A 24,205-nucleotide genomic window follows, 5' to 3' on the forward strand; every position below is an offset into this window, starting at 1 on the left:
CTCAAGGATTACAGCAGTCGCAATACATGGGGTCTTCCGCTGTTTTACTATGCGGATAGACTTCTTCTTTCGCGCAGCCGCAGTGCCGGCACGAGTAGATGTAGCTCAGGACCGAGTTGGTCGGGCTGCCGCACAGGCTGCATTTCAGCCCCCTTCTGGCGTCGGTAATGCCAAAGCCGGGCGTCGCGCACTGCGGGCAGCATGATTGCACTTTGGCTGTTAGTGCCGCGGTTGCTTTTTCTATTACTGCCATGCGCGTTGGGTTGTACAAGGCGCGCATATCCGTTTCGACGTAGGCGGCCGTATGCTCGCCGTAAATCTTCCGAAAGGTGTTCCTGAGCTGCTCCGGGTCGGTAATGCCTTTGACTATCCCGGTTTTATCGTCCTTCGACTGGCGCAGTATCAGGCCGTGGGAAGGGAAAAGCGCGGCTTCGGCAAAAGCCCACAGCTCTTCTTCGCTGGCAACCGTCTGGCCGTTGAAATTTGTGGTCAGGCTTATTTCTCTGACCGTAATTTCCAGGCTGTTTTTCCGGTCGATAAGCATTACGAATTCCTCGTCCGCATTTACGAAAAAGCTGGCCGGATGCGGGCCGAACGAGCCTTCACTGGCCACGCCTAAATCACAGTGGCTGGCTTCCAGCGCCAGCAGGCATTTCTGCCGCACGGTCGTGAGCGGGTCGCTGCTTCTTTCCACCTCCGCCGTAAACGTCCCGAAAGCGTCCGTATCAAACTCCGGATTCGTGAAGCACTGCACGCCCAATACCTGCTCCAGTAAGGGCGCCATTACCTGCTCCTTGGCGTGCTTGGTGGCTATGAGCAGCTTTCTGTTGGCGAAGATTTCCATGATGGCTGGCCGGCAATAAGAACGTCATTCCGAGCTTGCTGAGGAATGATGTTCTTATAGAATGACGTGCTGTTTCCCTGACTTTCTATACGTCCTAGAGCTGTTTCGTAGCCCGCTCCAATCGGTCGTTTATTGATTTTCCCAGCCCCACATCAGGCATTCTTTCCGCGACGATCATATCCAGCTTCAGCTTATCCAGCGCGTGCAGGGCGCCATACAACCCACTGGCCGCCTCTTTCAAATCGCCGGCTTCTGACAACACTATCTGGTGCTCCACAAACGGCGCCTCGATTTTCTTACGGAACAGCAGCAAGCCGATTTTCTTATCGGCTTGGTGTACGATAAAGGCCCCGGGGTCGGCTTCCAGGTAAGTAGGCGTGGCGGGCGCGTAGTGCCGGGTGAGCATTCCCGGCGCATCGGGCGCGGTTTCCTTCTTGTTTTTAATGACAACGGGCCCTACTACCCGCTCTATTTCTTCCACCGCAAGGGAGCCCAGCCGGTACAAAACGGGCTCATCGTCTTCGAAGCCGACGATGGTGGACTCAATGCCTCGTTCACAGTCGCCCCCGTCCAGCACCATGGGCAGCATAGCGCCGAAGTACTCCTCTACGTGAGCCGCCTTGGTGGGGCTGATGCTGCCAAACGGGTTGGCGCTCGGGGCCGCCAGCGGGAAGCCTACCTGTTCCAGCAGGGCCAGCACCAGCGGGTGGTTCGGCACCCGGACGGCCACCGTATCCTTGCCGGCCGTAATCAGGTCGGGAACGGTGGGCTGCTTTTTCAGCACCAGCGTGAGCGGGCCGGGCCAGAACGCTTCCGCCAGCCGCCACGCCTTTTCGGGCACGTACCGGGCCAACTCCTCCAGCTGCCGAATCGACGGAATATGCACGATCAGGGGGTTGAACAGCGGCCGTTGCTTCAGCGCAAAGATCCTGGCGATGGCCGTGGGGCTGAAGATATTTCCGGCCAACCCGTACACGGTTTCGGTGGGAATGGCCACCAGCTCGTCGGCCTGCAACAGGCGGGCGGCTTTTGCCAGGTTTTTGAAAATACTCGTCATGAGGATGGGCCTACTGGGTGGGCCGGCAATTGGCCAATGGGGCCAGCTTGCGGCAGGCTATTTTTTTCGCGCGGCCGGCAAGGTATTTTCCGGACCCGATCGGCACAAAAGCGGGCCTGCCCCGGACGGCTTACGCGGCCCAAATATAGGCGCTACGCGGCCTTGGCCAGCTGTTTTGAAGGCCGAAACCACTTTGGAATGCCTTTGGAATCGGAATCTGCTTTAAAAACCCGCCGCCCCTGCTTGTTTCCAGCAGTGGCGGCGGTTACCCATCAGCTTTCAGAAACGTTACGGCGTGTTCGTCGCCTGGCCCGCTATCGGCCTGACCGCGGTAAGCGACGCGGTGGTGCTGGTGGTGAGCGAGGAAACCGGCCAGATTTCGCTGGTCCGCGGCGGCGAGGTGTTCCGCAACCTCTCGTCGTCGGACCTGCGCACCCGCCTCACCGAGTTCCTGTTCGATCTGCCGCCCAAAGCCGCCAACGCCTCGGCCTCTACCGCCGTCGAAGTAGCAGCGTAGAGTACCAGCCCTGGCTGGACCTCTCTTTCGTCGGCCATCTGGCGTAGGCGGAGCGTAGCACCTGCTTCCGGTAGCGCACCAGCATCACTACAGGTAAAAAGCCTTTCCCGCCGCACGGAGAAAGGCTTTTTACCTGTAGCGGCGTTTGCAGAGACGAAGAGGCAGGTCCTTCGTTGCGCTCTGCTCCACTCAGGATGACAGACGATTTATAGACGTACCGGCTCTCGGTTACGGCGTGTTCGTCACCACCTGGCCGGCCTCGGGCTGCTGGGCCGAGCGGTCCTTGAGTGTGCCCAGCTCCTGCCCGACTTCGATGAAGGCAGCAATGGCCTTATCCAGATGCGCGCGGGTGTGGGCGGCGCTGAGCTGCACCCGGATGCGGGCCTGGCCCTTGGGCACCACGGGGAAGTAGAAGCCGACCACGTAGATGCCTTTTTCCAGCATGCGGGCCGCAAATTCCTGGCTCAGCTTGGCGTCGTACAGCATCACGGGCACGATGGGGTGCTCCCCGGGCTTGATGTCGAAGCCGGCGGCCGTCATCTTCTGGCGGAAGTATGTAGTATTTTCTTCCAGCCGGTCGCGCAGCTCGGTGCTTTCCGTGAGCAGCTCCAGCACCCGGATGCTGGCGCCCACTATTGCCGGCGCGAGGGTGTTGGAGAACAAGTAGGGGCGGCTGCGCTGGCGCAGCATGTCGATGATTTCCTTGCGGCCGGAGGTGAAGCCGCCCATGGCCCCGCCCAGGGCTTTGCCCAGCGTGCCGGTGATGATGTCGACGCGGCCCATGGCGTTGCGGTACTCGTGGGTGCCGCGGCCGGTTTTGCCCAGAAAGCCCGTGCTGTGGCACTCGTCGATCATGACCAGGGCCTGGTACTTATCGGCCAGGTCGCAGATTTTGTCGAGCCGGGCGATGGTGCCGTCCATGCTGAATGAGCCGTCCGTCACGATGATGCGGTGGCGGGTGCCTTTGGCCACGGCATCCTGGAGCTGGACTTCCAGGTCGGCCATGTCGTTGTGGGCGTAGCGGTAGCGCTGGGCCTTGCACAGGCGCACGCCGTCGATGATGGAGGCGTGGTTCAGGGCATCACTGATGATGGCGTCCTGCTCGTTGAACAAAGGCTCGAACACCCCGCCGTTGGCGTCGAAGGCCGCGGCGTAGAGAATGGTATCCTCGGTACCCAGAAACTCGGCCAGCCGGGCTTCCAGCTCCTTGTGAATATCCTGGGTGCCGCAGATAAAGCGCACCGACGACAGGCCGTAGCCGTGGGTGTCGATGGCGTCCTTGGCGGCCTTGATGACCTCGGGGTGCGACGACAAACCCAGGTAGTTGTTGGCGCAGAAGTTGAGCACCTCCCCCGCTTCCCGGGTTTCGATTTCGGCGCCCTGGGCCGAGGTAATCACGCGTTCCTGCTTGTAGAGGCCGTTGTCTTTGATTTCCTGAAGCTGGTGCCGCAGGTCGGGCTGAAGGGTGGTGTACATAGGCTGACGGGGTGAGGTTGGTAAACTGGTGAGCGGGAGACGACAAAGGTAATCGTCTGCGCCGTCTCTGCCGATGTCTTGCGGCCAAGCTACCCTACGGGCGGCGGGCCAGAAAGCAATGCCACCCAAAGCGGAGCGGGCCCGTATCTTTGCACTCCTTCCCCACCCGTTTCCCCAATTCCTCCCGAATGAGCACATCCAGCACTTCCGCCGCCACCCCCGGCGACACCATTCTCGTTATCGGCGCCGGCGGCCAGCTGGGCCTGGAGCTGACCCAGGAGCTGCGCCAGCGCTACGGCGCCTCGAACGTGGTAGCCGCCGACGTGCGGGCGCCCAAAGATGCCGAAACGGCCCAGTCCGGCCCCTTCGAGCTGCTCGATGTGCTCGACAAAAACCGCCTGGAGGAAGTGATGCGCCGCTACCAGCCCAAGCAGGTCTACCACCTGGCGGCGCTGCTGTCGGCCACGGCGGAGAAAAACCCCAAGTTCGGCTGGCAGCTCAATATGGACGGCTTGTTCAACGTGCTCGACGCCTCCGTGGACTTGGGCGTACAAAAGGTGTACTGGCCCAGCAGCATTGCCGTGTTCGGGCCCGATACGCCCCGGGAAAATACGCCCCAGCTTACCATCATGAACCCCAACACGGTGTACGGCATCAGCAAGCTGGCCGGGGAGCAGTGGTGCGAGTGGTACTTCCGCAAGCACGGCCTCGATATCCGCAGCCTGCGCTACCCCGGCCTGATCGGCTACAAGAGCCTGCCCGGCGGCGGCACCACCGACTATGCCGTCGACATCTACCACAAAGCCGTGGCCGGCCAGCCCTACGAGTGCTTCCTGAGCGAAGACACGTATCTGCCCATGATGTACATGCCCGATGCGCTGAAGGCCACCCTGGATCTGATGCACGCCCCGGCCGGGCAGATCAACATCCGCAGCTCCTACAACCTGGGGGCCATGAGCTTCAGCCCGAAGGAAATTACGGCCAGCATCCAGCGCCATGTTCCTGATTTCAAGGTCAGCTACCAGCCCGACTCCCGCCAGCAGATTGCCGACTCCTGGCCCGCCAGCATCGACGACAGCCGGGCCCGCCAGGACTGGGGCTGGCAGCCCGATTTCGACCTGGACAAGATGACCGGCGACATGCTGCTGCATTTGAAGCAGATGCAGGCCGAACCGACGGCAGCCCACTAGCCGTCGGGGCGAGGCCCGAAGCAATGACCCGTAAAGCATATGATTGTAAACCTGACCAAGGCCGGCTGGCAGATCATCTACCAGCAGGCCCACGCGCTGCTGGCGGCCCAGCTGGCCTGGCACTGGCAGCCCTTCGGCCCCTCCGACCGCTGGGTGAGCACCCTGGCCGCCATTGCCCAGCACGATGATGAGCAGCCCACCTGGAACGGCCACTACGGCCTGACGCCCGCCGGCGCCCCCGCCGATTTTACGCTGCAGGAATTCTCGCTGGAGCAGGCCCGGGGCGTGATGAAGGCGGCGCGCTTCCAGGGCCGGTGGCGCAGCCTGCTCACCAGCATGCACCTGAGCACGCTGTATGAGCCCCTGCGCGGCCAGCAGCCCACCACCGACGCCTTTCTGGATGAGCAGCTAACCCAGCAGCAAACCTGGCGGCGGCAGCTGAAAGTCAGCCAGAAGGAAGCCCGCCAGGCCTACGACCTGATGCACTGGTGCGACCGGCTCAGCCTGATTCTGTGCCGCCAGGAGCTGCCCGAAATGAGCCGGTCCCTGGAAATCTATACCGGCACCGACGGCCGCCGCTACGACGTGCTGCGCCCCGCCGCCGACGGCCCGGTAACCGTGACGCCCTGGCCCTTCCGCGAAAAGCAATTCGCAGTGAGCATAGAAGTTAGCACGTTGAGCCAGCTGCAGTTCAAGCACGACGCGGAGCTGGCCGCGGCCCTGCGCGACGCCCCCATCAGTACGCTGACCTGGAAGTTCAGCCAATAACCAAGTCTGATCAGCTGGCGCTACTTCAGCTTTTCTACCGGGGTAGAGCTTTGCATCAGGCCGGTGGGTACGGTGCTGACGACGGCAATATGGTCGAGGCGGCGGCTGTCTTTGCCGTCGGCGCGGTCGGCCGACAGCTGGATGGGACCGTAGGGACGGTACTCGGCCCAGCGGCGGCGGAAGGCGGGCTGGGCGTCGGTAGCCTTGGGGAAGTAGGCCCACTCCTCAACGAGGTTGGTGGCGGGGTTTACCAGCAGCTCGTACTTGTTGTCGGGCGTTACGCCCACATTCTTAAACGTCATGTTCAGCACCTCGGCGCTGGTGCCGTCCATCAGCTTGCCCGGCCCTTTCGAGGTCAGCGTCACGCCCGAGTCTTTAAGTTTGAAGGGCATCACCAGCCACCAGGAGTTGTTGACCCAGGTCGGGTACATCCGGTCGAGCAGCTTCTGGCCTTCCTCGGTGGCGCTGATGTCCTGCCCGGCCTTGTAGGCCTTCCCCTGTTTGGTGTTCAGGTTGTAGTTGGCCACCAGGTCGCCCTTCTGCCAGTGAAAGTCGCCGGTGTACTTGTCCCAGATCTGGTACTGGTCGCCGAAGAAGTCCCAGCCGATGAAGTGGGCGCTCTGCCAGGCTTCGTAGCCACCCATCTGCGCCATGATGCGGTCGGCCAGCGCCTGGGCTTTGGCGTCGGAGCCGGCCTGGTCGAAGCCGCTGCCGGCCGGGTAGGCTTTCACCTTGGCCGGGCGAAACGCGGCCGTTTGGGCCGAAGCCGGAGCCGCCAGGAGCAGGGCCGCGGCCAGCGAGCCCGCGGAAAGGAAACGGAAGACGCGATTTTTCATAGAGCGGAAAGCTAAGCAATGGACCAGAAGGCGGGCCGGCAGCACCAGCAGCGCCCGGCCCGGCGTGTACGCAATTTACGGGGTCGACGCCAGGTTTTTGCCAACGCCCTGCGCACCCGGCCCGTACTAGCTGCTGACACCTCACCTGACCCTCTGCCGCATGGCCACCCATTACTCCTTTGGCAACGTTATCGATATTCTGAAAACCACCGCCGGTGAGTTTATGAAGAACAACTCGCTGCGGCACGCGGCGGCGCTGTCCTACTACACCATTTTCTCGCTGCCGCCCCTGCTGATTATCGTCATTGCCGTGGCGGGCTCGCTGTTCGGGTCCGAAGCCATTACGGGCGAAGTCTACGCCCAGATGAAGGGCCTCGTCGGCGCCGAATCGGCCAAGTTCATTCAGGACAGCATCAACGACTTCAACCAGAAGGAGCGCAGCGGCATGGCGGCCGTCATCGGCATCGGCACCCTGATTTTTGCCGCTACCACGTTCTTCGTTACCCTGCAGGAAAGCATCAACGACATCTGGAACCTGAAGGTGAAGCCCCGCAATGGCCTGTGGCAGTTTATTCACGACCGGTTTCTGTCGTTTGGCCTGATTCTGAGCGTGGCGCTGCTGCTGCTGATTTCCTTCGTCATCAGCGCCGTGCTGTCGGCTTTCACCGACTACCTGCAGCGGCTGCTGCCCGAAGTCACCATCATCTTTATCCACGTCATCGACTTCAGCCTGTCGCTGATTATCACCTCCCTGCTCTTCGCCCTGATTTACCGCTTTCTGCCCGACGCCATCATCCGCTGGCGCGACGTGGGCGTGGGCGCCTTTCTGACGGCCCTGCTGTTTATGCTGGGCAAATACCTCATTGCCGCCTACATTGCCTACGCTGATCCGGGCTCCGCCTTCGGGGCCGCCGGCTCGGCCATCGTGCTGCTGGTCTGGATCAACTACTCGTCGCTCATCATTTTCTTCGGGGCCGAGTTCACCCAGGAGTTTGCCGATGCCTACGGGCAGCGCGTGCAGCCCAAAGCGCACGCCGTGCGCATCGAAACCCGCGAGATTCCCGAAGGCGAAAGCCGGGAAGAAATTACCACCGGCCGCCCCCGCTCCACGGGCCGCTTCAAAAAGTAAGGGCCGGTTATTCGCACACGGCAGCCTTCGCGCCGGTGCGCGACCGGGCCTGCAGCGAATGGTAGTGCTTGGCCAGGCAGTGGTACACAATCAGCTCGTAGGCCCGCTGCTTGGACGGAAACACCCGGTTCGTGAGCATGTGCACCAGGCTGCTCAGCACGTTGGCCAGCTGCCGGGGCTCGGTCAGGCCGCGCTGCAAGTCGCGCAGCGTGGCCTGCTGCTGCTCGTCGTAAGGCCCGGCGGCCAGCGGGGCCTGCATGGTTTCGCTGAACGCCAGCTCGAGCATGGGCCGGTACTGCCGGTATTTGTCGTTGAGCTGCCGCCGCAGGTTGCTGTCGCCCTTGAAGTCCTTGAAAAAGCCTTCCTGCATGGTTTCGAGCAGGGCGTGGCGCTCGGTTAGCGGCAGCTCAAGCATGGTCAGCAGCCGCTCAATCTTGGCCGTGGCAAAGCAGAAGCTGTCGTTTTCCTGGAATACGGCGCTGGTCTGGCTCAGGAAGTGCAGGGTAGAAAGGCTGTCGTAGTGAAACAGTGTCTCGCACAGGCCGATCTGCTGGTAGCCGTAGCGCTCCAGCTCCCGCTGGTAGGTATCGGTCTGGATGCGGTGGACGCTGCCGGCGCGCACGTGCTCCTGCAGGCTTTGCTCCAGCTCCTGAATGACGATGCGGTAAAATCCCAGGTGGGCGTTGCCGCGAAACCGCAGCCGCAGGTGGGGGTCACTGTCGCGGTAGCGCACGAAGAAGAACTGCTCGATGACCTTGCGCGCCAGCAGGCTCTGCACCACGGGGTACAGCGTCTGGGCCAGCAGGGCGTCGGAGGTTTTCTCCCCGGTGTAGACCTTGAAGTACAGCCACTCGCTGCCGACCGAAAAGCGACGCGGGGGCAGGTCCGGCAGGTTCTTGGCCAGGCCGGCAATGACCGGCGCCTCCGGGTTGTAAAAAGGCAGCACCAGCTCATTGGCAAACGTGTGGCGCGGACCGTGGCCCGGCCCGCTGTCGGGCTTCTGCAGCACCTCGTACAGCCGCAGGGTGCGGACTTTGCGCAGCTGCTGCTGGAGCAGGCGCAGCGAATCCGGCACGTGCAGGGACAGGCAGAGCTCATTGTCGCCGACGGCCAGAATGAACTGCTCCGGAACGCCGCGGCGGGTGAGCATGGTGGCCAGGCGCATCAGGTTTTCCGGCTCTACTTCCTCGGCCTGCAGCAGCCAGGTGGCCCGGCTCAGGATGATGTTGCGGTAGCGTACCCGGGGCAGATAGGCCTGCTCGGCCAGCACCGTCCAGTTCCAGTATACGTTCAGCTGGTTGGCCTGCTGCTGCAGGTCGCACAGGAAGCGGTAGATTGGCAGGCCCTGCTGGAAGTTGTGGGCGTTGGAGAGGCGCGGAATCACCCGCTTACCGAGCCGCTTGGAGCGCAGAATAATCTGGCCCTGCCGGATCGACACGAACAGGTCGGCCAGCGGAATCTGCCGGTCGACGGGCACCGAGGCGCGGCCCATGTACGGTATTTCGTAGGTGTAGAGCGTGGGCCGGGTCACCACGTTGCCTACCCGCGACTCGGGGAAGTGCACGATTTCGGCAAACACCACGTCGGGGTGGTGGGCTTCGGTCCGGCGCACGCACTCGGCCACGCCGGCTGCCAGCTGCTCGTCGCCGGCGCAGAAGCGGCCCAGCAGCTGAATGGCCGACGGACCCTTGCAGGCCAGCAGGTTGAACTGGTATTCGTGCTGCTCCAGGGCCCGGGCCGACGGCGTGAGCAGGTTGCCGAACACGTAAAACGTTTCGGGCAGGGTGGCCGGCTCGGTGCGCTGCTGCCCGATGTGGGCCAGGTCGGCATCGGTCAGCTCAATCTCGTCGCGGTTTTCGCGCAGGGCCTGCGAGTATTTTTGCAGCACCAGGGCCTGCCACCAGTCCCAGACCGGGCGCTGCTGGGGCCGGTCCATGGTGGGCAGCGACAGGTCATCGACCATCGGGGCGTAGCCCACGCCCAGCGGGGAGCTGCTGCCGTAGCCGATGCCGTATTCCTGATCCAGGGCCAACGCCAGGGCCACTTCCTCGTCTTCGTAGCGGGTATGAAAGCGGTGCTTGAAGTCGTCCAGGTCGGCGTGGCGGCTGGGCTGGTTGAGCACAAACAGCTTCTGCAGCTGCTCCTGCAGCTCCTGCATCAGCGCCCGGCCCAGCTGCGGGGCCGCTTCGGGGTAAAAGGCATCAACCTGCAGCGGCTCGGTGGCGGGCAGCGGAATCTGCCGCTCGCTCAGCCACTGCTTCACCTGCTCCCCCACCAGGGCCACGTCCGGGTTGGTGGTCACCAGCGTGTGCAGGCGCTGCACCTGGGCTACTACTTCTTCGGTACCGGCAAGCTCGGCCAGCTGCCCGATCAGGGTGGGCAGGTATTCCGGCCCGATAACGGTGGGCTCCAGCGCGGAGCGCAGCAGGCCATCGGCCAGCAGCTCGTCGAGGTAGGGCTCGGCTTCTTCGGCCGCAATGTCGTGGTCGGCGAAGTACTGCAGCAAGGCTGGCAGGGTGGTGCCGGGACGGGCCTGGGCCAGTACGCCGAGCAGAAACTCGTCGGCCTCAACGGCGCTCAGAAAGTAGCGGCGGTGCTGGGCATCGCGCTGCTGCTCCACGTAGCGCAGCTTGTCGCCCACGGCGTACAGAGACGAGTTGGCCAGCAGCGTCACCTGGGTCCGGATCAGGGGCAGCGTCAGCAGCCATTCCTGTATTCCGTGCAGGTATTCGGCATCGAGCCGGGTGTGGCAGTGCGGGGCCACCGGCTTGGCGGCGCCCAGCCGCGACGCGGCCCCGTAGTGGCCGGCCGTGCAGCCGGCCAGCAGCCCGTAGGGGGTGCTGCGGCTGCTCATCCGGATGGCGTACTTGTGCAGGGTATCGAGCAGGCGTGCTTCCTCGCTGATGGTTTCCCCCGCCAGCCACTGGCACAGCCGCTCGTGCAGAAACGAGGACGTGACGTAGATAGCCTGCCGGGAGGCCGCGTCGCTGTACCACTCGCGCATCAGCTCGGCCAGGGGCTGGCTGAGCAGGCGTTGCTGGAGTTGTTGCAGACGTTGTAAGGAGCTGGCCGGGCGCCGGAGCAGGAAGAAGTCAAAGTGCTGAATCATGGAGGCAATAGGCTGAGCGGCCGTGGTCGCAGTATATGCGCAGGATGCTATGCAATATGCGAAATAACTCTTGCCCGCTGGTATAAATCCGGCACTGAACACGAATTTTCCCACGGGCGTCGTAAGCACTCTGCCGATGGCCGGCCACCACTGACGGCCTTCAAAAAGCCGCTAAAAGGCGCAAGCCCCCCAACAAGACGAGTTGTCTCATTGGGGGGCTTGCGCCGGTCGGCACCCGGGCCGGCGCCGGAAGTAGCGGCGGGCTACTTCCGGGCTTGGACGACGGGCTCAAAGGATGCTGTCGAGGTACTGCTGCAGAGCCTGCTGGAATTGATCGAATGAGAAAGGCTCGGTCAGGAAGGCGACGGGGTGCCAGCCGTCCCGAACAAATAATTTTTCCGGATAAGGCGACGTCAATACCAGGTATTTCTGAGCCCGCAGCTCCTGCCAGTATCCTTCCAGCAGCGGATGGTCGGGGGCGGGCAGGCTGGCAAATACCAGGTCCCGCTCCGCCGGCGGCAAAGGAATACGGTTCAGGTCGGAGTAGAGGCCCGACCAGATAAGCTCCAGGCAGCCCGTACGCTCAATGCACTTCAGGAGAAGGTTGGTGGTGCCCCCGCCCGGATAGTAGAGCAATACGCAGCGGTACATTATACTGCCTGCTCAATGACGGTCGTCAGGATGTCGCAGAGGAAGCTGGTGGTGTGGGTCTGGCCTTTGCCGGCGAAAGACACGGCGTTCAGCTGCATGATACGCTCTTTCTTCAGGGCCAGGCGGGGGTTCTTCACGGACGTTTTCATGGGAGTCAGGAAAAGTGGTTGGGATGAGTATGAAGCAAATGTGGCCGGCCGCAGCTCCCTTACCTACTAGTTTAGACGAATGCCCCTTTCCCTTCGATGAACGACAGATCCGGTGCCGGGAATGAAATGGCTCCTACCTGGCCGGCGGCGTATGCAGCTCCATCCGCAGCCGCACGCTATACTCCGCGGTGCCGGCATCGATATCAAGCTGGTGGCGGCCGGGATAGAGCAGCTCCAGCCGCTTGCGCACGTTGACCAGGCCGATGCCCCCGTCCGGGCGCGGACTCTGGGGCCGGACCGCCGGGCAGCTGTTAACGACGAAAAACTCCAGCGTCCCCCCGTGCACCAGGGCCTGCACGTGCACAAAGCTGCCGTCCTTGACCTTGCCTACGCCGTGCTTGAAGGCATTTTCGATAAAGGAGATGAGCAGCAGGGGCGCAATCTGGTAGGCCTCGTTCCCGTCGTGGCGGGCAAACTGGATATCGGCCTGGCTGCCGTAGCGGGACTTTTCCAGCTGCAGGTAGCTGTTGATGTAGTCCAGCTCCCGGGTCAGAGCCACCCAGCGGGTGTTGGACTCGTAGAGGCCGTAGCGCATCAGGTCCGAGAGCTGCAGAACCTGCTCGGCCACCTGCTCGTTGCGCCCTTCCACCTGCACATAAATGCTGTTCAGGGTATTGAAGAGGAAGTGCGGATTGATCTGGGACTTCAGAAAGTTGAGCTCCAGCATCAGGTTGCTGTGCTCCAGGGCAATCTGGTCCCGCTCGAGGCGCAGGTTTTTGTTCTGGTAGATGATAATGTCGCGCACGAACTTGATGCAGAGCAGAATCGTCACGATGAACAGGCTGAAGCCATAGTTCCACAGGGCCAGCCGCGCCGAAGTAAAGCAGCCCAGCAGCCCGCCCGGCCCCAGCAGCTCCTGCCAGATTCGCTCGATATACGTCAGCTCGGCGGCACCAAAGCCGTTGGTTACGGGCTGCAGCAACCGGAATAGCGTGTAGTTGCCCAGGTACACCAGGTAGAACGTCCCGACGATGTGAGCCGCCAGCCACCGGGCCTGCAGGCGGTACAGGTAGCGCGGGAACACATAATGGCCCAGCCAGTAATAAGTAAGCGTGGTCTGGGTGAAGATGGCCACCGTGGCAAGGGCCAGCACCCGGCCGTTGTCCTTGAACAGGCGGGCGGCAAAGTAGTACTCCAGCAGCAGGGGCAGCACCCACCAGAGCATGTGGGTGCGGACGCGCCGCCAGCTAACCGGGGCCGCAACGGAGCCAGGAATCGAAGGCAGGGTCAGCCAGCTCACATCATGTTCTGTTTCATGGCCTCCATCACCCGCTCCCGGTAGGTGACGCCAATGGGCACCCGCTTGCCGTCGGTGGTGGTAATCAGGTTGCCGTCGATTTCCTTGATGGCCCCCAGCCGCACCAGATATGAGCGGTTGACGCGCATGAACTGGTCGGCGGGCAGCATGGCCTCCAGCTTGGTCATGGTCATGTGGGTGGTGATGGTGCGAGCTGCCAGGTGGATGTTGAGGTAGTCCTTCAGGCTTTCGACGAACACAATTTCCTGGGGCACGAGGCGGATGAGCTTTTTGTCTTCCTTGACCAGAAAGAAGCTGGCTTTGCCGGCCGTGGCCTCCTGCCCGTCGCTGGCCAGGGCCAGCAGGGGCCCCAGCGGGGCAATGCTGGCCGGGCCGGTCAGCTCCGGCGCCGCCGGGCCCGGCAGCGCGGCCGGCTCGGCGGCGTGGCGGGGCACCACCCGGTTGATGGCCCGCATAAACCGCTCGAAGGACGTGGGCTTGAGCAGGTAGTCGGCCACCTCGTGCTCGTAGCCTTCCACGGCATACTGCGGGTAGGCCGTAATCATAATCACGGTGGGCAGGCGGGTACCGGCCTTCTGGGCCGCCAGCACCCGGATAAACTCGAAGCCCGTCATCTCGGGCATCTCCACGTCGAGAAACAGCAGGTCGGGCTGCAGGCTTTCGAGAGCGAAAAGGGCATCCACGGCGTTGGTAGCCTGCCCGACCAGCTCCAGGTAGGGAATGCGGCTGATGTATTTGGCAACCAACTCACGGGCGGCGGGCTCGTCGTCGATTATGTAACAACGCAAGGGTGCACTCATACGGCAGAAAAGGCATCGGCGCGGAATATCGCCAAACTCAGATGCCGTAAGTATACAGGTATTCGCCGGTAAAAGCGCGCCATTGGCCGAAACATGTTGCTGCTGCGGGCCTTACCCCGCTATTTCGGATCATCAACGGCCCCAAAGCCTTCCGTTCCACCGTTCTCACCTCTTTTCTTATGAACTCATTCATCCTCAAAGTGCGCAAGCTGCGGGAGATTCACGGCTACCCCCAGGAATACGTGGCCTTCCAGATGGGCATCAGCCAGGCCGCCTACAGCAAAAAGGAGTCGGGCCGCACTCAGCTTTCCATGGGGTGCCTCACCAAGATTGCCGAGCTCTACCAGATGAGCCTCACCGACCTGATCAGCCTGACGGCCCAGGAGCTGATGCTGCGCTGTATTCAGAGCAACCAGCAGCTGGCAGCCTGAGGCGGCCGGACGGCGCCGGGGGCCTCACACCACAAGGCCGCCCCACTGAGCAGCTGCGCTGCCAGTGGGACGGCCTTTTCCGTCCAGAAGTTATCGACCCTACCAGGACGGAATATCGGGTGGCGCTACTTGTTGATGCTCAACGAGACGCCGGCGAAGACGGTGCGGTAAGCCGGGGGCTGCAGCTCGGTGCGCGACTTGCCATCGGCCGAGTAGCGGAAGCCATACACATTGCGGGTGCCCAGCACGTTGTCGACGGTAGTATAGAAGACCACGTAGTTGCGGTTCACGATGACAACCTTGCTCAGCGAGAGGCTCAGGTTGTGGAAATCCTTGATCCGGTCACCCAGGAATTGGGCCGACTCGGCGGCGTAGTAGGAGCGGCCGCTGGCGTAGCGGTAAGTACCGCCCAGGGACAGGCCCGCTTTGGGCAGATACTGCTTGTAGACCAGGCTCAGGTTGTGCTTGGAGGCGAAGGTGGGCGTGGCCAGAGCGACGAAGTTGCCGGCCAGGCGCTTGGTGTCGAGCAGGGAGTACGAAATCCAGAAGTCGCCGTGCTTGATGGTTTTCTGGTCGCGGAAGAACAGATCCAGGCCCCGGGCGTAGCCCCGGCCGCTGTTGTCGGTGTTGCCCGTCACGAGACGGTAAGGGTCCGGATCGAAGCCCACCAGTCCTTTTTCGCGCACCAGCTGAGCATACTGCTTGTAGTAGGTCTCGACGCGGAAGGTGCGCTCATTGCGCATGTACTGGTAGTTGAGGATGAAGTGGTTGGCATGCTCGAAGTTCAGATCCTGGTTGCGGTAGATGTAGTTCTTGTCGGGGGTCTGGTAAAACTGCCCGCCGGCTATGGACACCTGGCTGTTGGAGCCCGTCTGGTAAGCCAGGGACAGGCGGGGCGCCGCGTTGGAGCGCCCAATCACGCCGGCCTGCTCGGCCCGGACGCCCACCCGGGCGGCCAGCTTAAGGCCCAGGTGAAACTCGCCCTCGGCAAACGCGGCCCGGTAGGTATCGTCGAGCACATATTTGGCCGTTATCAGCTCGTTGGTGATGCGGATGTCGTGCACTTCGGCGCCGGCCAGCAGCACGTGGCCCCCGCTCAGGTAGCGGGTCAGCACCCCGCGGTACTGCACGCGCCGGTCGTAGCGGTCCAAAGACTTCACGTCGGCAGCGTTGATGTGGTCGTAGTTGTGGCTGTAGGAGAAGCCGGCGTTGAGCTGCCACTTGCCTTCGTCGAACAGGTGCTGGTAGGAGTTGGTGGTGAAGTAGTTGCGGTTGCGCAGGTGCAGGGCATACACTTCCTTGGGCCGCTCGTAGGTGGGCAGGTTCACGCTCGAGACGCTGCCGCTGGTCATGGCGTAGGCTTTCAGGCTGCTGTTGGCCGAGAGCTTTTCCTTGATGTTGATGGAGGCGTCGAGGCCTTCCGGGGCCTTGTTCCAGCTGCGGGTCTGCTGCATCAGGGCAAAGTAGGGCTGCATGTTGGTGTAGGAAACGCGCCCCGTCACGGAGCCGCGGTGGGTGTAGCCCAGCGCCACGTTGGCCAGGTTGGCATCGAGGGTGACTTTGTTGAGCTCGTTTTCCTTGTCCTGGGTGTCGAGCAGCAGCACCGACGACAGCGCCTGCCCGTACTGGGCCGAGTAGCCGCCCGTGCTGAAGGCCGTACCCTTGAACATGCCCGGCTCGAAGCGCCCGCGCTGGGCCATATCCGGAATGCTGCTGTAGAAAGGGTTCTGCACGATCATGCCGTCGATGAGGGTGTTGGTTTCGGTGGCCGAGCCGCCCCGCACAAACAAGCCTTCCTGCTCCCCCACCTTGGCCGTGCCGGGCAGGTTCTGCATCACGCTGGTAATGTCGGCGCCGGCACCGGCCGTCGAGACAATGTCGAGCGGGTTGAGGGCCGTCATGCGCTTCTCGTCGCCGGCGGCAAACATACCGGCCGAAATGGTCACGCCGCCGAGCAGGTTGGCGGCCTCGGGCAACGCCAGGCGCAGGGCGGTAGTGTCGGTGCCCAGGCGCAGCAGCCGCTCCTGGCTGCCGTAGCCCACCGAGGAAGCCACCAGCGTGTGGGGGCCGGAAAGAGTGGTGCGCAGCACGAAGCGGCCCAGGCTGTCGGTGGAGGTGCCTTCGAAGTTGCCTTTCAGGTAAATATTGGCGCCGGGAATGGCTTCGCCTTTTTTGTCGGTGACGGTGCCGCGGAGCTGGTTCTGGGCCTGGCCCAGGGTGGCCGTGAGCAGGGCGGCGGAGAGGAAGAGTGCTTTCATTTGGTAGGGTCGTTTGAGGATGTCGATGGGCCGAAACTACCGGCCCCCTCCGCCCCCTACCAGGCAATTCGGGCAAACCGCCCCCGGGCCGGTACAGACCGCCCGAAAACGTGTATGAACTCAGCGCCCCGATTTCGGATCCGGCCCCAAAATCGGGGCCTGCGCCGCCGCTAACCGGTTAAAACACCGCCTTTTTTGCCCCGTTTGGGCCGGATATAACCGCTGGGCATAAAGTAGAACCGCGGGTTATTGAAGCCGGGCCGCCAGCCCCCCACCTTTGAATCATCAACCCGGCCATAACAAGCCGCCCCGGCTTCGGCCCGGCTGCTTGGCCGCCCCCCGGGGCGGGTGGCCTTTCAACCACCGCATATTGTGAGCCATGGCACAATAGAGGGACGTCGCCGAAAATCCCATTCAACAGAGTAGGCAAACCAACACCCTAATTCCTTTTCCGATGAAAATCACCAAACTCTCCTCGAACCTGATGGATGGCCGCAGCATCGTAGCCGCAGGCTGCTGCAACTGCTGCTGCAACACGTGCTGCTGCTGGGGTATGTTCAGCGAAGAGATAGTCGCTGAGTAGCAATTAGAATCAGCAGGCGGCAGCACGTCGCCTGCTGATTCTGCTTTGCTGCCCCGCCTAGAGTTTGAATCTCATCGGCAAAAAAATCCTGGTGCCCTTAACCCCGTCAGCCCATCATGTTACACCATTTCGACATCTACGAAGACCGTAAGAATGGCATGTTTCAGGTCCGTACCAAAACGGACGTGTACGCCATCGAATTTCAGGACCCGGAGAAGGCCGCCTTGTTTGTCGCGCTGGCCGCCATCCTGAACAAAGACCCCGACCTGGCTCTGTCCGAGCTGGTCAAGAAGCTGGAACGCACCTACCCCAAGGAGAAAGTCCTGGACGTGCTGCAGGAGCTGGACGCCAACAACTTTCTCTCCTTCGACAACGCCCGGGAGCTGAGCAAAACCCTCGGCATCAAGAAAGACAACCCCTACGGCCCCTCCAGCAGTGAGCCCCAGAAGCCGGCCGCCATCACCTTCGTGGGCGACAAAAGCCTGGGCCGCCTCTTTATCAAGAAGGCCGAGCAGTACGGCTTCGACCAGGTGAACCTGTTCTCGGCCCTCGGTGAGGCCGACGACCAGCAGATCCGCAAGCTACTGGCCGACAGCGACTTTCTGGTTGTGGACGGCCACCACTGGAACCCGCTGTTCCTGGAGCGCTTCAACGAGCTGGCCGTGGAAGCCAACAAGCCCTGGCTGTATATCGGCGGCATTGAGGGCGGCAACCTGAAAGTGGGTCCCATCTTCTGGGGCGAAGAGTGCGGCTGCTACCACTGCCTGAAGCTGCGCCTGAAAAGCCACGACACCTACCTCAACTACTCCGACGAGTACGAAACCCACCTGAAGGCCAACTTCCAGACCGCCAAGCCCGACCGCCTGCCCGGCTACGACATCCTGGTGGATATGATTGCCTCCTACGCCGTGCTCGAAACCAGCAAGTACCTGCACTGCTGGAGCGTGCCCGAAACCTGGAAGTCCTACATCAGCGTGGACGTGTTCACCTACGGCGTGACCAAGCACCACCTGCTGAAAGTGCCTTTCTGCGAAGTCTGTCAGCCCGAGCTGGCCTACTCGCCGGCCCCCTGGCTCGAACCCGTAACCCTGCGCTAAGCCATGAACATCATCGAAACCAGCGTCAACAAGGCGCTCCACAGCATCTCCTCCGAAATCGGGCTGCTCTCGCGCATCTCCAAGATGCCCATCATGAACAAAGACCCCAACCTGATGAGCTTCGGCATCTGGCCGGGCAGCACCAAGGTGATGGGCGGCGAGGAATTCGGCGGGCGCAGCAGCGGCTGCGGCGCCACCTGGCAGGAGGCCCTGATGGGCACCATCGGCGAGACGGTGGAGCGCTACGCCTGCGCCTTTTACAACCTGCGCGAGGGCGTGAAGTCGCCGTACCGCGGGCTGGGCAGCCTGGGCAAGAAGGCGGTGGCTCCGAGCGAGTACGCCTTGTACCACGAGCAGCAGTACGCGTTTCTGAAGGGCAAAACTCCCATCGAGCCCTTCACCGAGGACACCGACCTGTACTGGTTTCCGATGACTGACCTGGTGACGGGCGAGGAGAAGTGGGCCCCCGGCGGGATGATCTACCTGCCCTGGTCGCACGAGCTGCCCTGGATCAACGCCAACACCTCCACGGGCCTGGCCGCGCACACCGATCCGCACAAAGCCATCCTCACGGGCCTCTACGAGGTGATTGAGCGCGACAGCTTCGTCATCACCTGGACCCAGAAGATAGTGCCGCCGAAGATTCGCATCTCGGCCGAAATACAGGCCCACATCGACGCGAACTTCCCCACCTCCTACGAGTGGCACTTCTTCGACATCCGCTACGACCTGGACGTGCCCAGCGTGCTCGGCATCTGCTTCGGCGAGTCGGAGTTCGGCAAGTTCGTGGCCGTGGGCACCTCTACCCGCGCTACCTACGGGCAGGCCGTGCAGAAGGTCATCAAGGAAATCGGGCAGGCCGTGAGCTACTTCCGCTACCTGCTCAACGAGAAGAAGGACTGGGTGCCGACCGACAACTACAACCAGCTCATGAGCTTCGAGGACCACTCGATTTTCTATGTGAAGCGCCCCGACATGTGGTTTGTGTTCGACGAGTACCGCGCGGCCCTGGAAACGGTGGACATCGACCTGCACGAAAAGCAGACCCGCTCCGACGTGGACGAGGTGCGCCACATCGTGCAGACCCTCAAGGACGCCGGCTGCGACGTGCTCTTCAAGGACATTTCCACCCCCGACGTGCGCCAGCTCGGCTTCTACAGCATCAAGGTGCTCGTGCCCCAGCTCATTCCGCTGGCCGGCGGCTACCCGCTCTACTACCACGGCGGCAAGCGCCTGTATGAAGTGCCGGCCAAGATGGGCTACACCGCCCACGACTACGACCACCTCAACAAGTACCCCCACCCCTTCCCATAAGCGCCGGCTCCGGTCCCGCCCGACCACAGCCCTGATCTACCACGCATTCAAACTCGCAACCCTTATGAAACGGATTTCTACGGCTCAGCAAAGCCTTGACACCATCGAGCGGGGGATGTACGGCGCCAAGAACCTCAAAGACTCGCTGGCCCTGCTCTACCACCAGAACACCAAGCTCACCAAGTTTGACCAGATCAAGCTCTCGCACAGCATCCGCGGCTTTTTCAGCCCCTACGTGACGCAGCGGGCCGTGCAGCCCTACAAGATTTACCCGGGCACCAAAACCGTGGCCCTGGCCGACTACCGCGACGTGCCGGCCCCCGCCGTCGACTTCGTGAACCTGGTGCGCAGCCGCCAGAGCACCCGCAACTACGAGCCCGGCTACCAACTGTCCCTCTACGAGCTGTTTGTGCTGCTGAACTACTCCTACGGGGTAAGCCGGCAGGAGCAGACGCCCGAGGGTACGAACATGTCGTTCCGCTACATCCCGTCGCCGGGCGGCCTGTACCCGCTGGAAATCTACGTCGTGCTCTTCGACAGCCACGTTGCCCCCGGCCTCTACCACTTCCGCCCCGATACGCTGGAGCTGGAGTGCCTGAAGGAAGGCGACTTCCGGGCCGAGATGAAGCAGCACATTCAGGCTGAGCCTTATATCAACATCAACGCCGCCTCCGGCCTGGTCATCACCACCGGCATCTTCGAGCGGGTCATGATCAAGTACGGCGAGCGGGGCTACCGCTTCATGCTGCACGAGTCGGGCTTCGTGGGCCAGATGATGACGCTGCTCAACGAGGCCCTGGGCCTGGGCTCCTGCATGGTGGGCGGCTACGACGACCAGAAAATCAACCGCTTCCTGGGCGTCAACGGCGTGTTCGAAACGGTACAGAACATCCTCATCCTCGGCAAGAAACTTCCAACCCCCGCCTGCCATGTTGACAACTGAGCTAACCGACGTCCACTACCGCGTAGCGGAGCGTGACATCCTGAAAGGTATTTCCCTGCGCATCGCCGACGGGGAAGCCGTGGCCCTGCTGGGCAGCAACGGCTCGGGCAAATCGTCGCTGCTGGCCGTGCTGCTCGGCGACGTGCACCCCACCGCCGGCGCGGCCACCTTCAACGGCCAGCCCTTCGCCGCCATGCGCCGGCACATCGGCGTGGTGTATGACCAGGTGCCGTCCTATGGCCTGCTCAAGGTGAAGGAGATTCTGAACTACTTCTCCTCCATCTACGGCCTGCGCTACGCCGAGCACAAGGAACTGCTGCACGTGCTGAACCTGGAGCCGCTGCTGCCCAAGTTTATGCAGGTGCTTTCCAGCGGCGAGCGGCGGCGGGTGGGCCTGTTTCTGGGCCTGATGCACCGCCCCGATCTGCTGGTGCTCGACGAGGCCACCTCCGACCTCGACCCGGCCACCCGCGAGATTCTCTGGACTAAGGTCTTCAAGCGCTACGCCCGCTCCATTCTGTTTGTGACCCACGACTGGGAGGAAGCCACCACCCACGCCGACCAGGTGGTATTCCTGCACGAAGGCCAGCTGCTGCTGCCGCCCGAGTCGCCCACCAGCCTGCTGTCGGAGCGCTACATCACGGCCGAGAAGAAGATCATCATGAGCAAGCGCGAGTGCGACTCGGCCTTCCTGACCGACGAGGTGTACGTGGAAAACGACGAGTCCTACCACGTGTACGTGGCCGACGTGAAGGCCTTCTTCGCCAAGATGAACGGCCGCATGCCCAGCTTCTCCTTTGCGCCCAAGCGCCTGCAGGACGTGTACCAGTATCTCATCAACGCCTAACGCCTCCCCGCCATGATCCGGACGCTCCGCTTATCCATTTACTACCAGCTGCTGATGTCGCTGCGCATGAAGCAGGCGCTGTTTTTCACGCTGGCCTTCCCCATGTTCCTGTTCGTGCTCTTCGGCAACCTCTGGGGCCAGGGCAACCCCGAGTACGTGCCCTTCATTCTGACCGGCATCCTGGGCATGAACGTGGCCACCGAAGGCATCTTCGCCATCGGGCCGGCCCTGAAGGACTACTACTCGTCGGGGGTGCTGCGCTACTTCAAGAAGCTGCCCTTCAACATTCTGACCCACTTCTTCGGCCTCATCACCAGCCAGCTGATCATGATGCTCATGTCGACGGTGCTGCTGCTGCTCACGGCGGCTTTGCTCTTCGGTATGGAGCTCACGCCGGCGCTACTGGCCCGGGTGGTGCTGGGCGTGTCGGCCGGCATCGTGGTCTTCGGCTTCATCGGCCTGTCGGTGGCTTTTCTGAACGTGAAGAAAAGCAGCGGGCCGGTCCAGAAAGGCGGCCTGGGCAACGTGGTCTACTACGTGCTGGTGTTCCTCAGCGACGCCTTCTACCCGCTCGGCGACATGAACGTGGTGCTGCGCTACGTGACCAAATACTCGCCCATGAACCCGGTGCTCAACATCATGCGCGGCGAGCCCGTGGCCTGGCTGCCGCTGGTGGCCTGGACGGTTATCGGGATGAGCCTGTTCGTGGTTCAGTTCCGCCGCTTCACCTCGACCCGCTAAGCGCCATGGAACTGCTATTGCTGCCGCTGACCATGCTGGTGCTGCTGTTCGTGCACGAATCCGGGCACGTGGGCGCCGCCAAGCTGCTGGGGTTGCGCCTGACCCACGTGGGCATTCAGAGCAAGCCCATTCCCCACCCCTACGTGGCCATCCGCTGGTCGCCGGTGCGCTGGAAAGTGCTCATCTTCTTCTTCGCCGGCGTGGCCCTCACCGCCCTGCAGTTCAGCCTGCTGCTGACCACCAGCTTCTTCCACCAGCCCTTCGTGTACTTCGGCTTCTGCGCCCAGCTGATCCTGGAAACCAACCCGGTGTACTCCGACTTCACCCTGGCCCAGCAGTTTGTGGCCGGCAAGGGCCGCACCAACAACCAGTACACCTGGCAGTGGTACCTGCACCTCACGCTCTGGCTGGCCCTGATTGTGCTGCTGCTCAGCCCCCGCTACCTCTACGGCCTGCTGTTTTAGCCGCCGGCGCCCGGTGCGCTTCGCCCCCTTAACCTTTCTGAGACTATGAAACTCATGCTCGCAAAACTCCCGGTCATGACCGGCCTGTGCCTGGTAATGCTGGGCGGCAGTGCCCCGCGGAGCAAGTTCCCCTCCCTGCGCCCCCCGCTGGAAACCCGCCAGGTCAGCGCCCAGGTAGAGATTGAAAAAGCCCTCGGCGAGGCCCTGCGCGACCATACCACCGGCCCGCTGCTGCACGTGCGCCAGCGCATCCGCCGCACGGCCACGCCCTACTCCCGCTACTGGTTGAGCTACCTGGCCCTGCACGAGTCCGTCTACTACCTGCGCCAGGCCGACCGCCCCCGGGCCGAGCAGGCCATCAAAGCCGGACTGGCGCTGTTTGAGGCCACGCCGCCCCGGCACGCCGAAGACTATGCCCTGCTGGCCCACCTGCAAAGCTTCGCCATCCAGTTTCACTACGGCATGGCCGCCGCCGTGGCTTCGTCCCGGGTCAAGGAAAGCGCCGCCCAGGCCCTGAAGCTCGATGCCCGCAACCTGCGGGTGCATTACGTGCTGGGCAGCAACGACTTCTACACGCCGGCCCGCTACGGCGGGGGCAAAAAGGCGGAAAGCTACCTGCTCAAAGCCCTGGCCCTGCCCGACCAGACCCTCAAAAATACCCAGGCGCCGTCCTGGGGCCGCGAGCAGACCTACGGGCTGCTCATCAAGCTCTACCAGCGCGACAACCGGCCCGAGCTGGCCCGCAGGTACTACGCCGACGCCCGCCGGCTGTTTCCGGCCAGCACCCAGCTGCCGGCCGCGGCCAAAAGCGGCGCCAAGCCCGTGGCCACCAATAACTAAAGGGCATAAAGTATAACCGTAGGTCATTGATTCTCTGGCCCTGGCCGCCCCACATTTGCTCACCGACTTCCCCAACTCATAAACCTTTTTCCTTCACTTCCCTAACCCCCTTTTTCCATGAAACGCATTACCCTTACCCTCGCCCTGCTGCTGTCCTTCACCTTCGCCGGCCTGGCGCAGCAAGCCCCCCAGCCCACTGCCAAAGCCGCGCAGACGCCGCTGGAAGCCACGGTTACCAAGTTCACCACGGCCCGCTCCATTGCCGAAGTGCAGCTCACGGCCAACGACTTTGAGCGCCTGAGCCTGAGCGAAACCAGCAACTGGCTGCCCTCCTACTACGCCTCGTTGGTCAACACGCTGATGGCCTTCACCGAGAAGGACCTGGCCAAGAAGGATGCCCTGCTCGACAAAGCCGAGAAGTTCTACGAGCAGACGGCCAAGCTGGAGCCTAAAAACGAGGAAGTGGAAGTGCTGCACGCCAACATTGCCAACGCCCGCATCACCGTAGACCCCAACAAGCGCTGGAAGAAATACGGCGAAATCGTGGAGTCGAGCCTGCGCAAAGCCGAGAAGCTCAACCCCAACAACCCCCGCGTGACCCTGCTCAAGGCCCAGAACATCTTCTACACGCCGAAAGAGTACGGCGGCGGCACCGACAAAGCCCTGCCCATCGTGAAGGAATCTTTGGCTCAGTTCAAAACCTTCCAGCCCGCCTCCTCGGTGCATCCGAGCTGGGGTCAGGACCAGGCCAAGCAGATCCTGCTGGCCTGCCAGAAAACCACCTCTACTACCACTAAGTAGTTCGGTTCCCCCGGCCGCCGGTTCCGCCTCCGGGTGGGGCCG

At 62.5% G+C, this 24,205-nt stretch carries 23 protein-coding genes; 13 read left to right on the forward strand and 10 right to left on the reverse strand.

The genetic code is table 11. The annotated features are described in order from the left end of the window. Window position 1 precedes the first annotated feature (1 nt). Window positions 2-844, reverse strand: a complete 843-nt coding sequence (locus ABD842_RS01465; protein WP_345109013.1) for a DUF6671 family protein — start codon at window positions 842-844, stop codon at window positions 2-4. 94 nt (window positions 845-938) lie between these two features. Continuing rightward, window positions 939-1,901, reverse strand: coding sequence for an L-threonylcarbamoyladenylate synthase (locus ABD842_RS01470; RefSeq protein WP_345109016.1), 963 nt, complete (start codon window positions 1,899-1,901; stop codon window positions 939-941). Between the two features lie 295 nt (window positions 1,902-2,196). On the opposite strand from ABD842_RS01470, the gene ABD842_RS01475 reads away from it, so the two are divergent. Further along, window positions 2,197-2,418 carry a diadenylate cyclase gene (locus ABD842_RS01475; RefSeq protein WP_345109019.1) on the forward strand — a complete coding sequence of 74 codons (222 nt, stop codon included), beginning with the start codon at window positions 2,197-2,199 and terminating at the stop codon, window positions 2,416-2,418. A gap of 228 nt (window positions 2,419-2,646) precedes the next feature. On the opposite strand, the gene kbl is transcribed toward ABD842_RS01475, so the two are convergent. After that, window positions 2,647-3,894: a glycine C-acetyltransferase gene (gene kbl / locus ABD842_RS01480; protein ID WP_345109022.1), complete on the reverse strand. Its 1,248-nt coding sequence runs from the start codon at window positions 3,892-3,894 to the stop codon at window positions 2,647-2,649. Window positions 3,895-4,082: 188 nt separating this feature from the next. On the opposite strand from kbl, the gene ABD842_RS01485 reads away from it, so the two are divergent. Then, a complete protein-coding gene (locus ABD842_RS01485; RefSeq protein ID WP_345109025.1) occupies window positions 4,083-5,084 on the forward strand; it encodes an NAD-dependent epimerase/dehydratase family protein in 1,002 nt (333 codons plus the stop codon). A gap of 39 nt (window positions 5,085-5,123) precedes the next feature. Beyond that, the gene (locus ABD842_RS01490; RefSeq protein WP_345109028.1) at window positions 5,124-5,852 is read left to right on the forward strand and encodes a DUF3891 family protein; all 729 of its coding nucleotides are present in this window, start codon (window positions 5,124-5,126) and stop codon (window positions 5,850-5,852) included. Between the two features lie 20 nt (window positions 5,853-5,872). Here ABD842_RS01490 and ABD842_RS01495 read toward each other — a convergent pair whose 3' ends face one another. Continuing rightward, window positions 5,873-6,688: a hypothetical protein gene (locus tag ABD842_RS01495; RefSeq protein WP_345109031.1), complete on the reverse strand. Its 816-nt coding sequence runs from the start codon at window positions 6,686-6,688 to the stop codon at window positions 5,873-5,875. 160 nt (window positions 6,689-6,848) lie between these two features. Here ABD842_RS01495 and ABD842_RS01500 point away from each other — a divergent pair, with 160 nt between their 5' ends. Then, a complete protein-coding gene (locus ABD842_RS01500) occupies window positions 6,849-7,817 on the forward strand; it encodes a YihY/virulence factor BrkB family protein (protein ID WP_345109033.1) in 969 nt (322 codons plus the stop codon). A gap of 7 nt (window positions 7,818-7,824) precedes the next feature. On the opposite strand, the gene ABD842_RS01505 is transcribed toward ABD842_RS01500, so the two are convergent. The 5 genes from ABD842_RS01505 to ABD842_RS01525 form a co-directional block, all read right to left on the reverse strand. Continuing rightward, entirely contained in the window at window positions 7,825-10,926 is a 3,102-nt protein-coding gene (locus ABD842_RS01505; protein ID WP_345109036.1) for a lantibiotic dehydratase, read from the reverse strand. Window positions 10,927-11,214: 288 nt separating this feature from the next. Then, on the reverse strand, window positions 11,215-11,562 hold the full coding sequence (locus ABD842_RS01510; RefSeq protein WP_345109039.1) for a hypothetical protein: 348 nt from the start codon (window positions 11,560-11,562) through the stop codon (window positions 11,215-11,217). A gap of 14 nt (window positions 11,563-11,576) precedes the next feature. Continuing rightward, on the reverse strand, window positions 11,577-11,726 hold the full coding sequence (locus tag ABD842_RS01515; protein WP_345109042.1) for a hypothetical protein: 150 nt from the start codon (window positions 11,724-11,726) through the stop codon (window positions 11,577-11,579). Window positions 11,727-11,859: 133 nt separating this feature from the next. Next, the gene (locus ABD842_RS01520) at window positions 11,860-13,026 is read right to left on the reverse strand and encodes a sensor histidine kinase (RefSeq protein ID WP_345109045.1); all 1,167 of its coding nucleotides are present in this window, start codon (window positions 13,024-13,026) and stop codon (window positions 11,860-11,862) included. After that, on the reverse strand, window positions 13,023-13,844 hold the full coding sequence (locus ABD842_RS01525; protein ID WP_345109048.1) for a LytR/AlgR family response regulator transcription factor: 822 nt from the start codon (window positions 13,842-13,844) through the stop codon (window positions 13,023-13,025). Before ABD842_RS01525 ends, ABD842_RS01520 begins: the two co-directional genes overlap by 4 nt. Window positions 13,845-14,023: 179 nt before the next feature. Between ABD842_RS01525 and ABD842_RS01530 the strand changes: the two genes are divergently transcribed. Further along, window positions 14,024-14,275, forward strand: a complete 252-nt coding sequence (locus ABD842_RS01530; protein WP_345109051.1) for a helix-turn-helix domain-containing protein — start codon at window positions 14,024-14,026, stop codon at window positions 14,273-14,275. 125 nt (window positions 14,276-14,400) lie between these two features. Here ABD842_RS01530 and ABD842_RS01535 read toward each other — a convergent pair whose 3' ends face one another. Beyond that, a complete protein-coding gene (locus ABD842_RS01535; RefSeq protein WP_345109054.1) occupies window positions 14,401-16,533 on the reverse strand; it encodes a TonB-dependent receptor in 2,133 nt (710 codons plus the stop codon). Window positions 16,534-17,232: 699 nt separating this feature from the next. On the opposite strand from ABD842_RS01535, the gene ABD842_RS01540 reads away from it, so the two are divergent. The 8 genes from ABD842_RS01540 to ABD842_RS01575 all read left to right on the forward strand — a co-directional run bounded on the left by ABD842_RS01540 (window position 17,233) and on the right by ABD842_RS01575 (window position 24,163). Continuing rightward, window positions 17,233-18,213, forward strand: a complete 981-nt coding sequence (locus ABD842_RS01540) for a TOMM precursor leader peptide-binding protein (protein ID WP_345109057.1) — start codon at window positions 17,233-17,235, stop codon at window positions 18,211-18,213. A 3-nt stretch (window positions 18,214-18,216) separates the two neighbouring features. Continuing rightward, window positions 18,217-19,527 (forward strand): YcaO-like family protein, encoded by a 1,311-nt coding sequence (locus ABD842_RS01545; RefSeq protein ID WP_345109059.1) that lies wholly within the window; start codon window positions 18,217-18,219, stop codon window positions 19,525-19,527. 64 nt (window positions 19,528-19,591) lie between these two features. Next, complete coding sequence (locus ABD842_RS01550; protein WP_345109062.1) at window positions 19,592-20,470, forward strand: SagB family peptide dehydrogenase; 879 nt, start codon at window positions 19,592-19,594, stop codon at window positions 20,468-20,470. Next, on the forward strand, window positions 20,457-21,317 hold the full coding sequence (locus tag ABD842_RS01555; protein WP_345109065.1) for an ABC transporter ATP-binding protein: 861 nt from the start codon (window positions 20,457-20,459) through the stop codon (window positions 21,315-21,317). The genes ABD842_RS01550 and ABD842_RS01555 overlap by 14 nt, the downstream gene beginning before the upstream one ends. Window positions 21,318-21,329: 12 nt before the next feature. Beyond that, on the forward strand, window positions 21,330-22,058 hold the full coding sequence (locus ABD842_RS01560; RefSeq protein ID WP_345109066.1) for an ABC transporter permease: 729 nt from the start codon (window positions 21,330-21,332) through the stop codon (window positions 22,056-22,058). Window positions 22,059-22,063: 5 nt separating this feature from the next. Then, the gene (locus ABD842_RS01565; RefSeq protein ID WP_345109068.1) at window positions 22,064-22,522 is read left to right on the forward strand and encodes a hypothetical protein; all 459 of its coding nucleotides are present in this window, start codon (window positions 22,064-22,066) and stop codon (window positions 22,520-22,522) included. Between the two features lie 45 nt (window positions 22,523-22,567). Then, window positions 22,568-23,362, forward strand: coding sequence for a hypothetical protein (locus ABD842_RS01570; protein WP_345109070.1), 795 nt, complete (start codon window positions 22,568-22,570; stop codon window positions 23,360-23,362). Window positions 23,363-23,479: 117 nt separating this feature from the next. Beyond that, on the forward strand, window positions 23,480-24,163 hold the full coding sequence (locus ABD842_RS01575; protein WP_345109073.1) for a hypothetical protein: 684 nt from the start codon (window positions 23,480-23,482) through the stop codon (window positions 24,161-24,163). Window positions 24,164-24,205: the final 42 nt, after the last annotated feature.

This window comes from Hymenobacter algoricola (assembly GCF_039539525.1).
Taxonomy (GTDB): Bacteria; Bacteroidota; Bacteroidia; order Cytophagales; family Hymenobacteraceae; genus Hymenobacter; species Hymenobacter algoricola.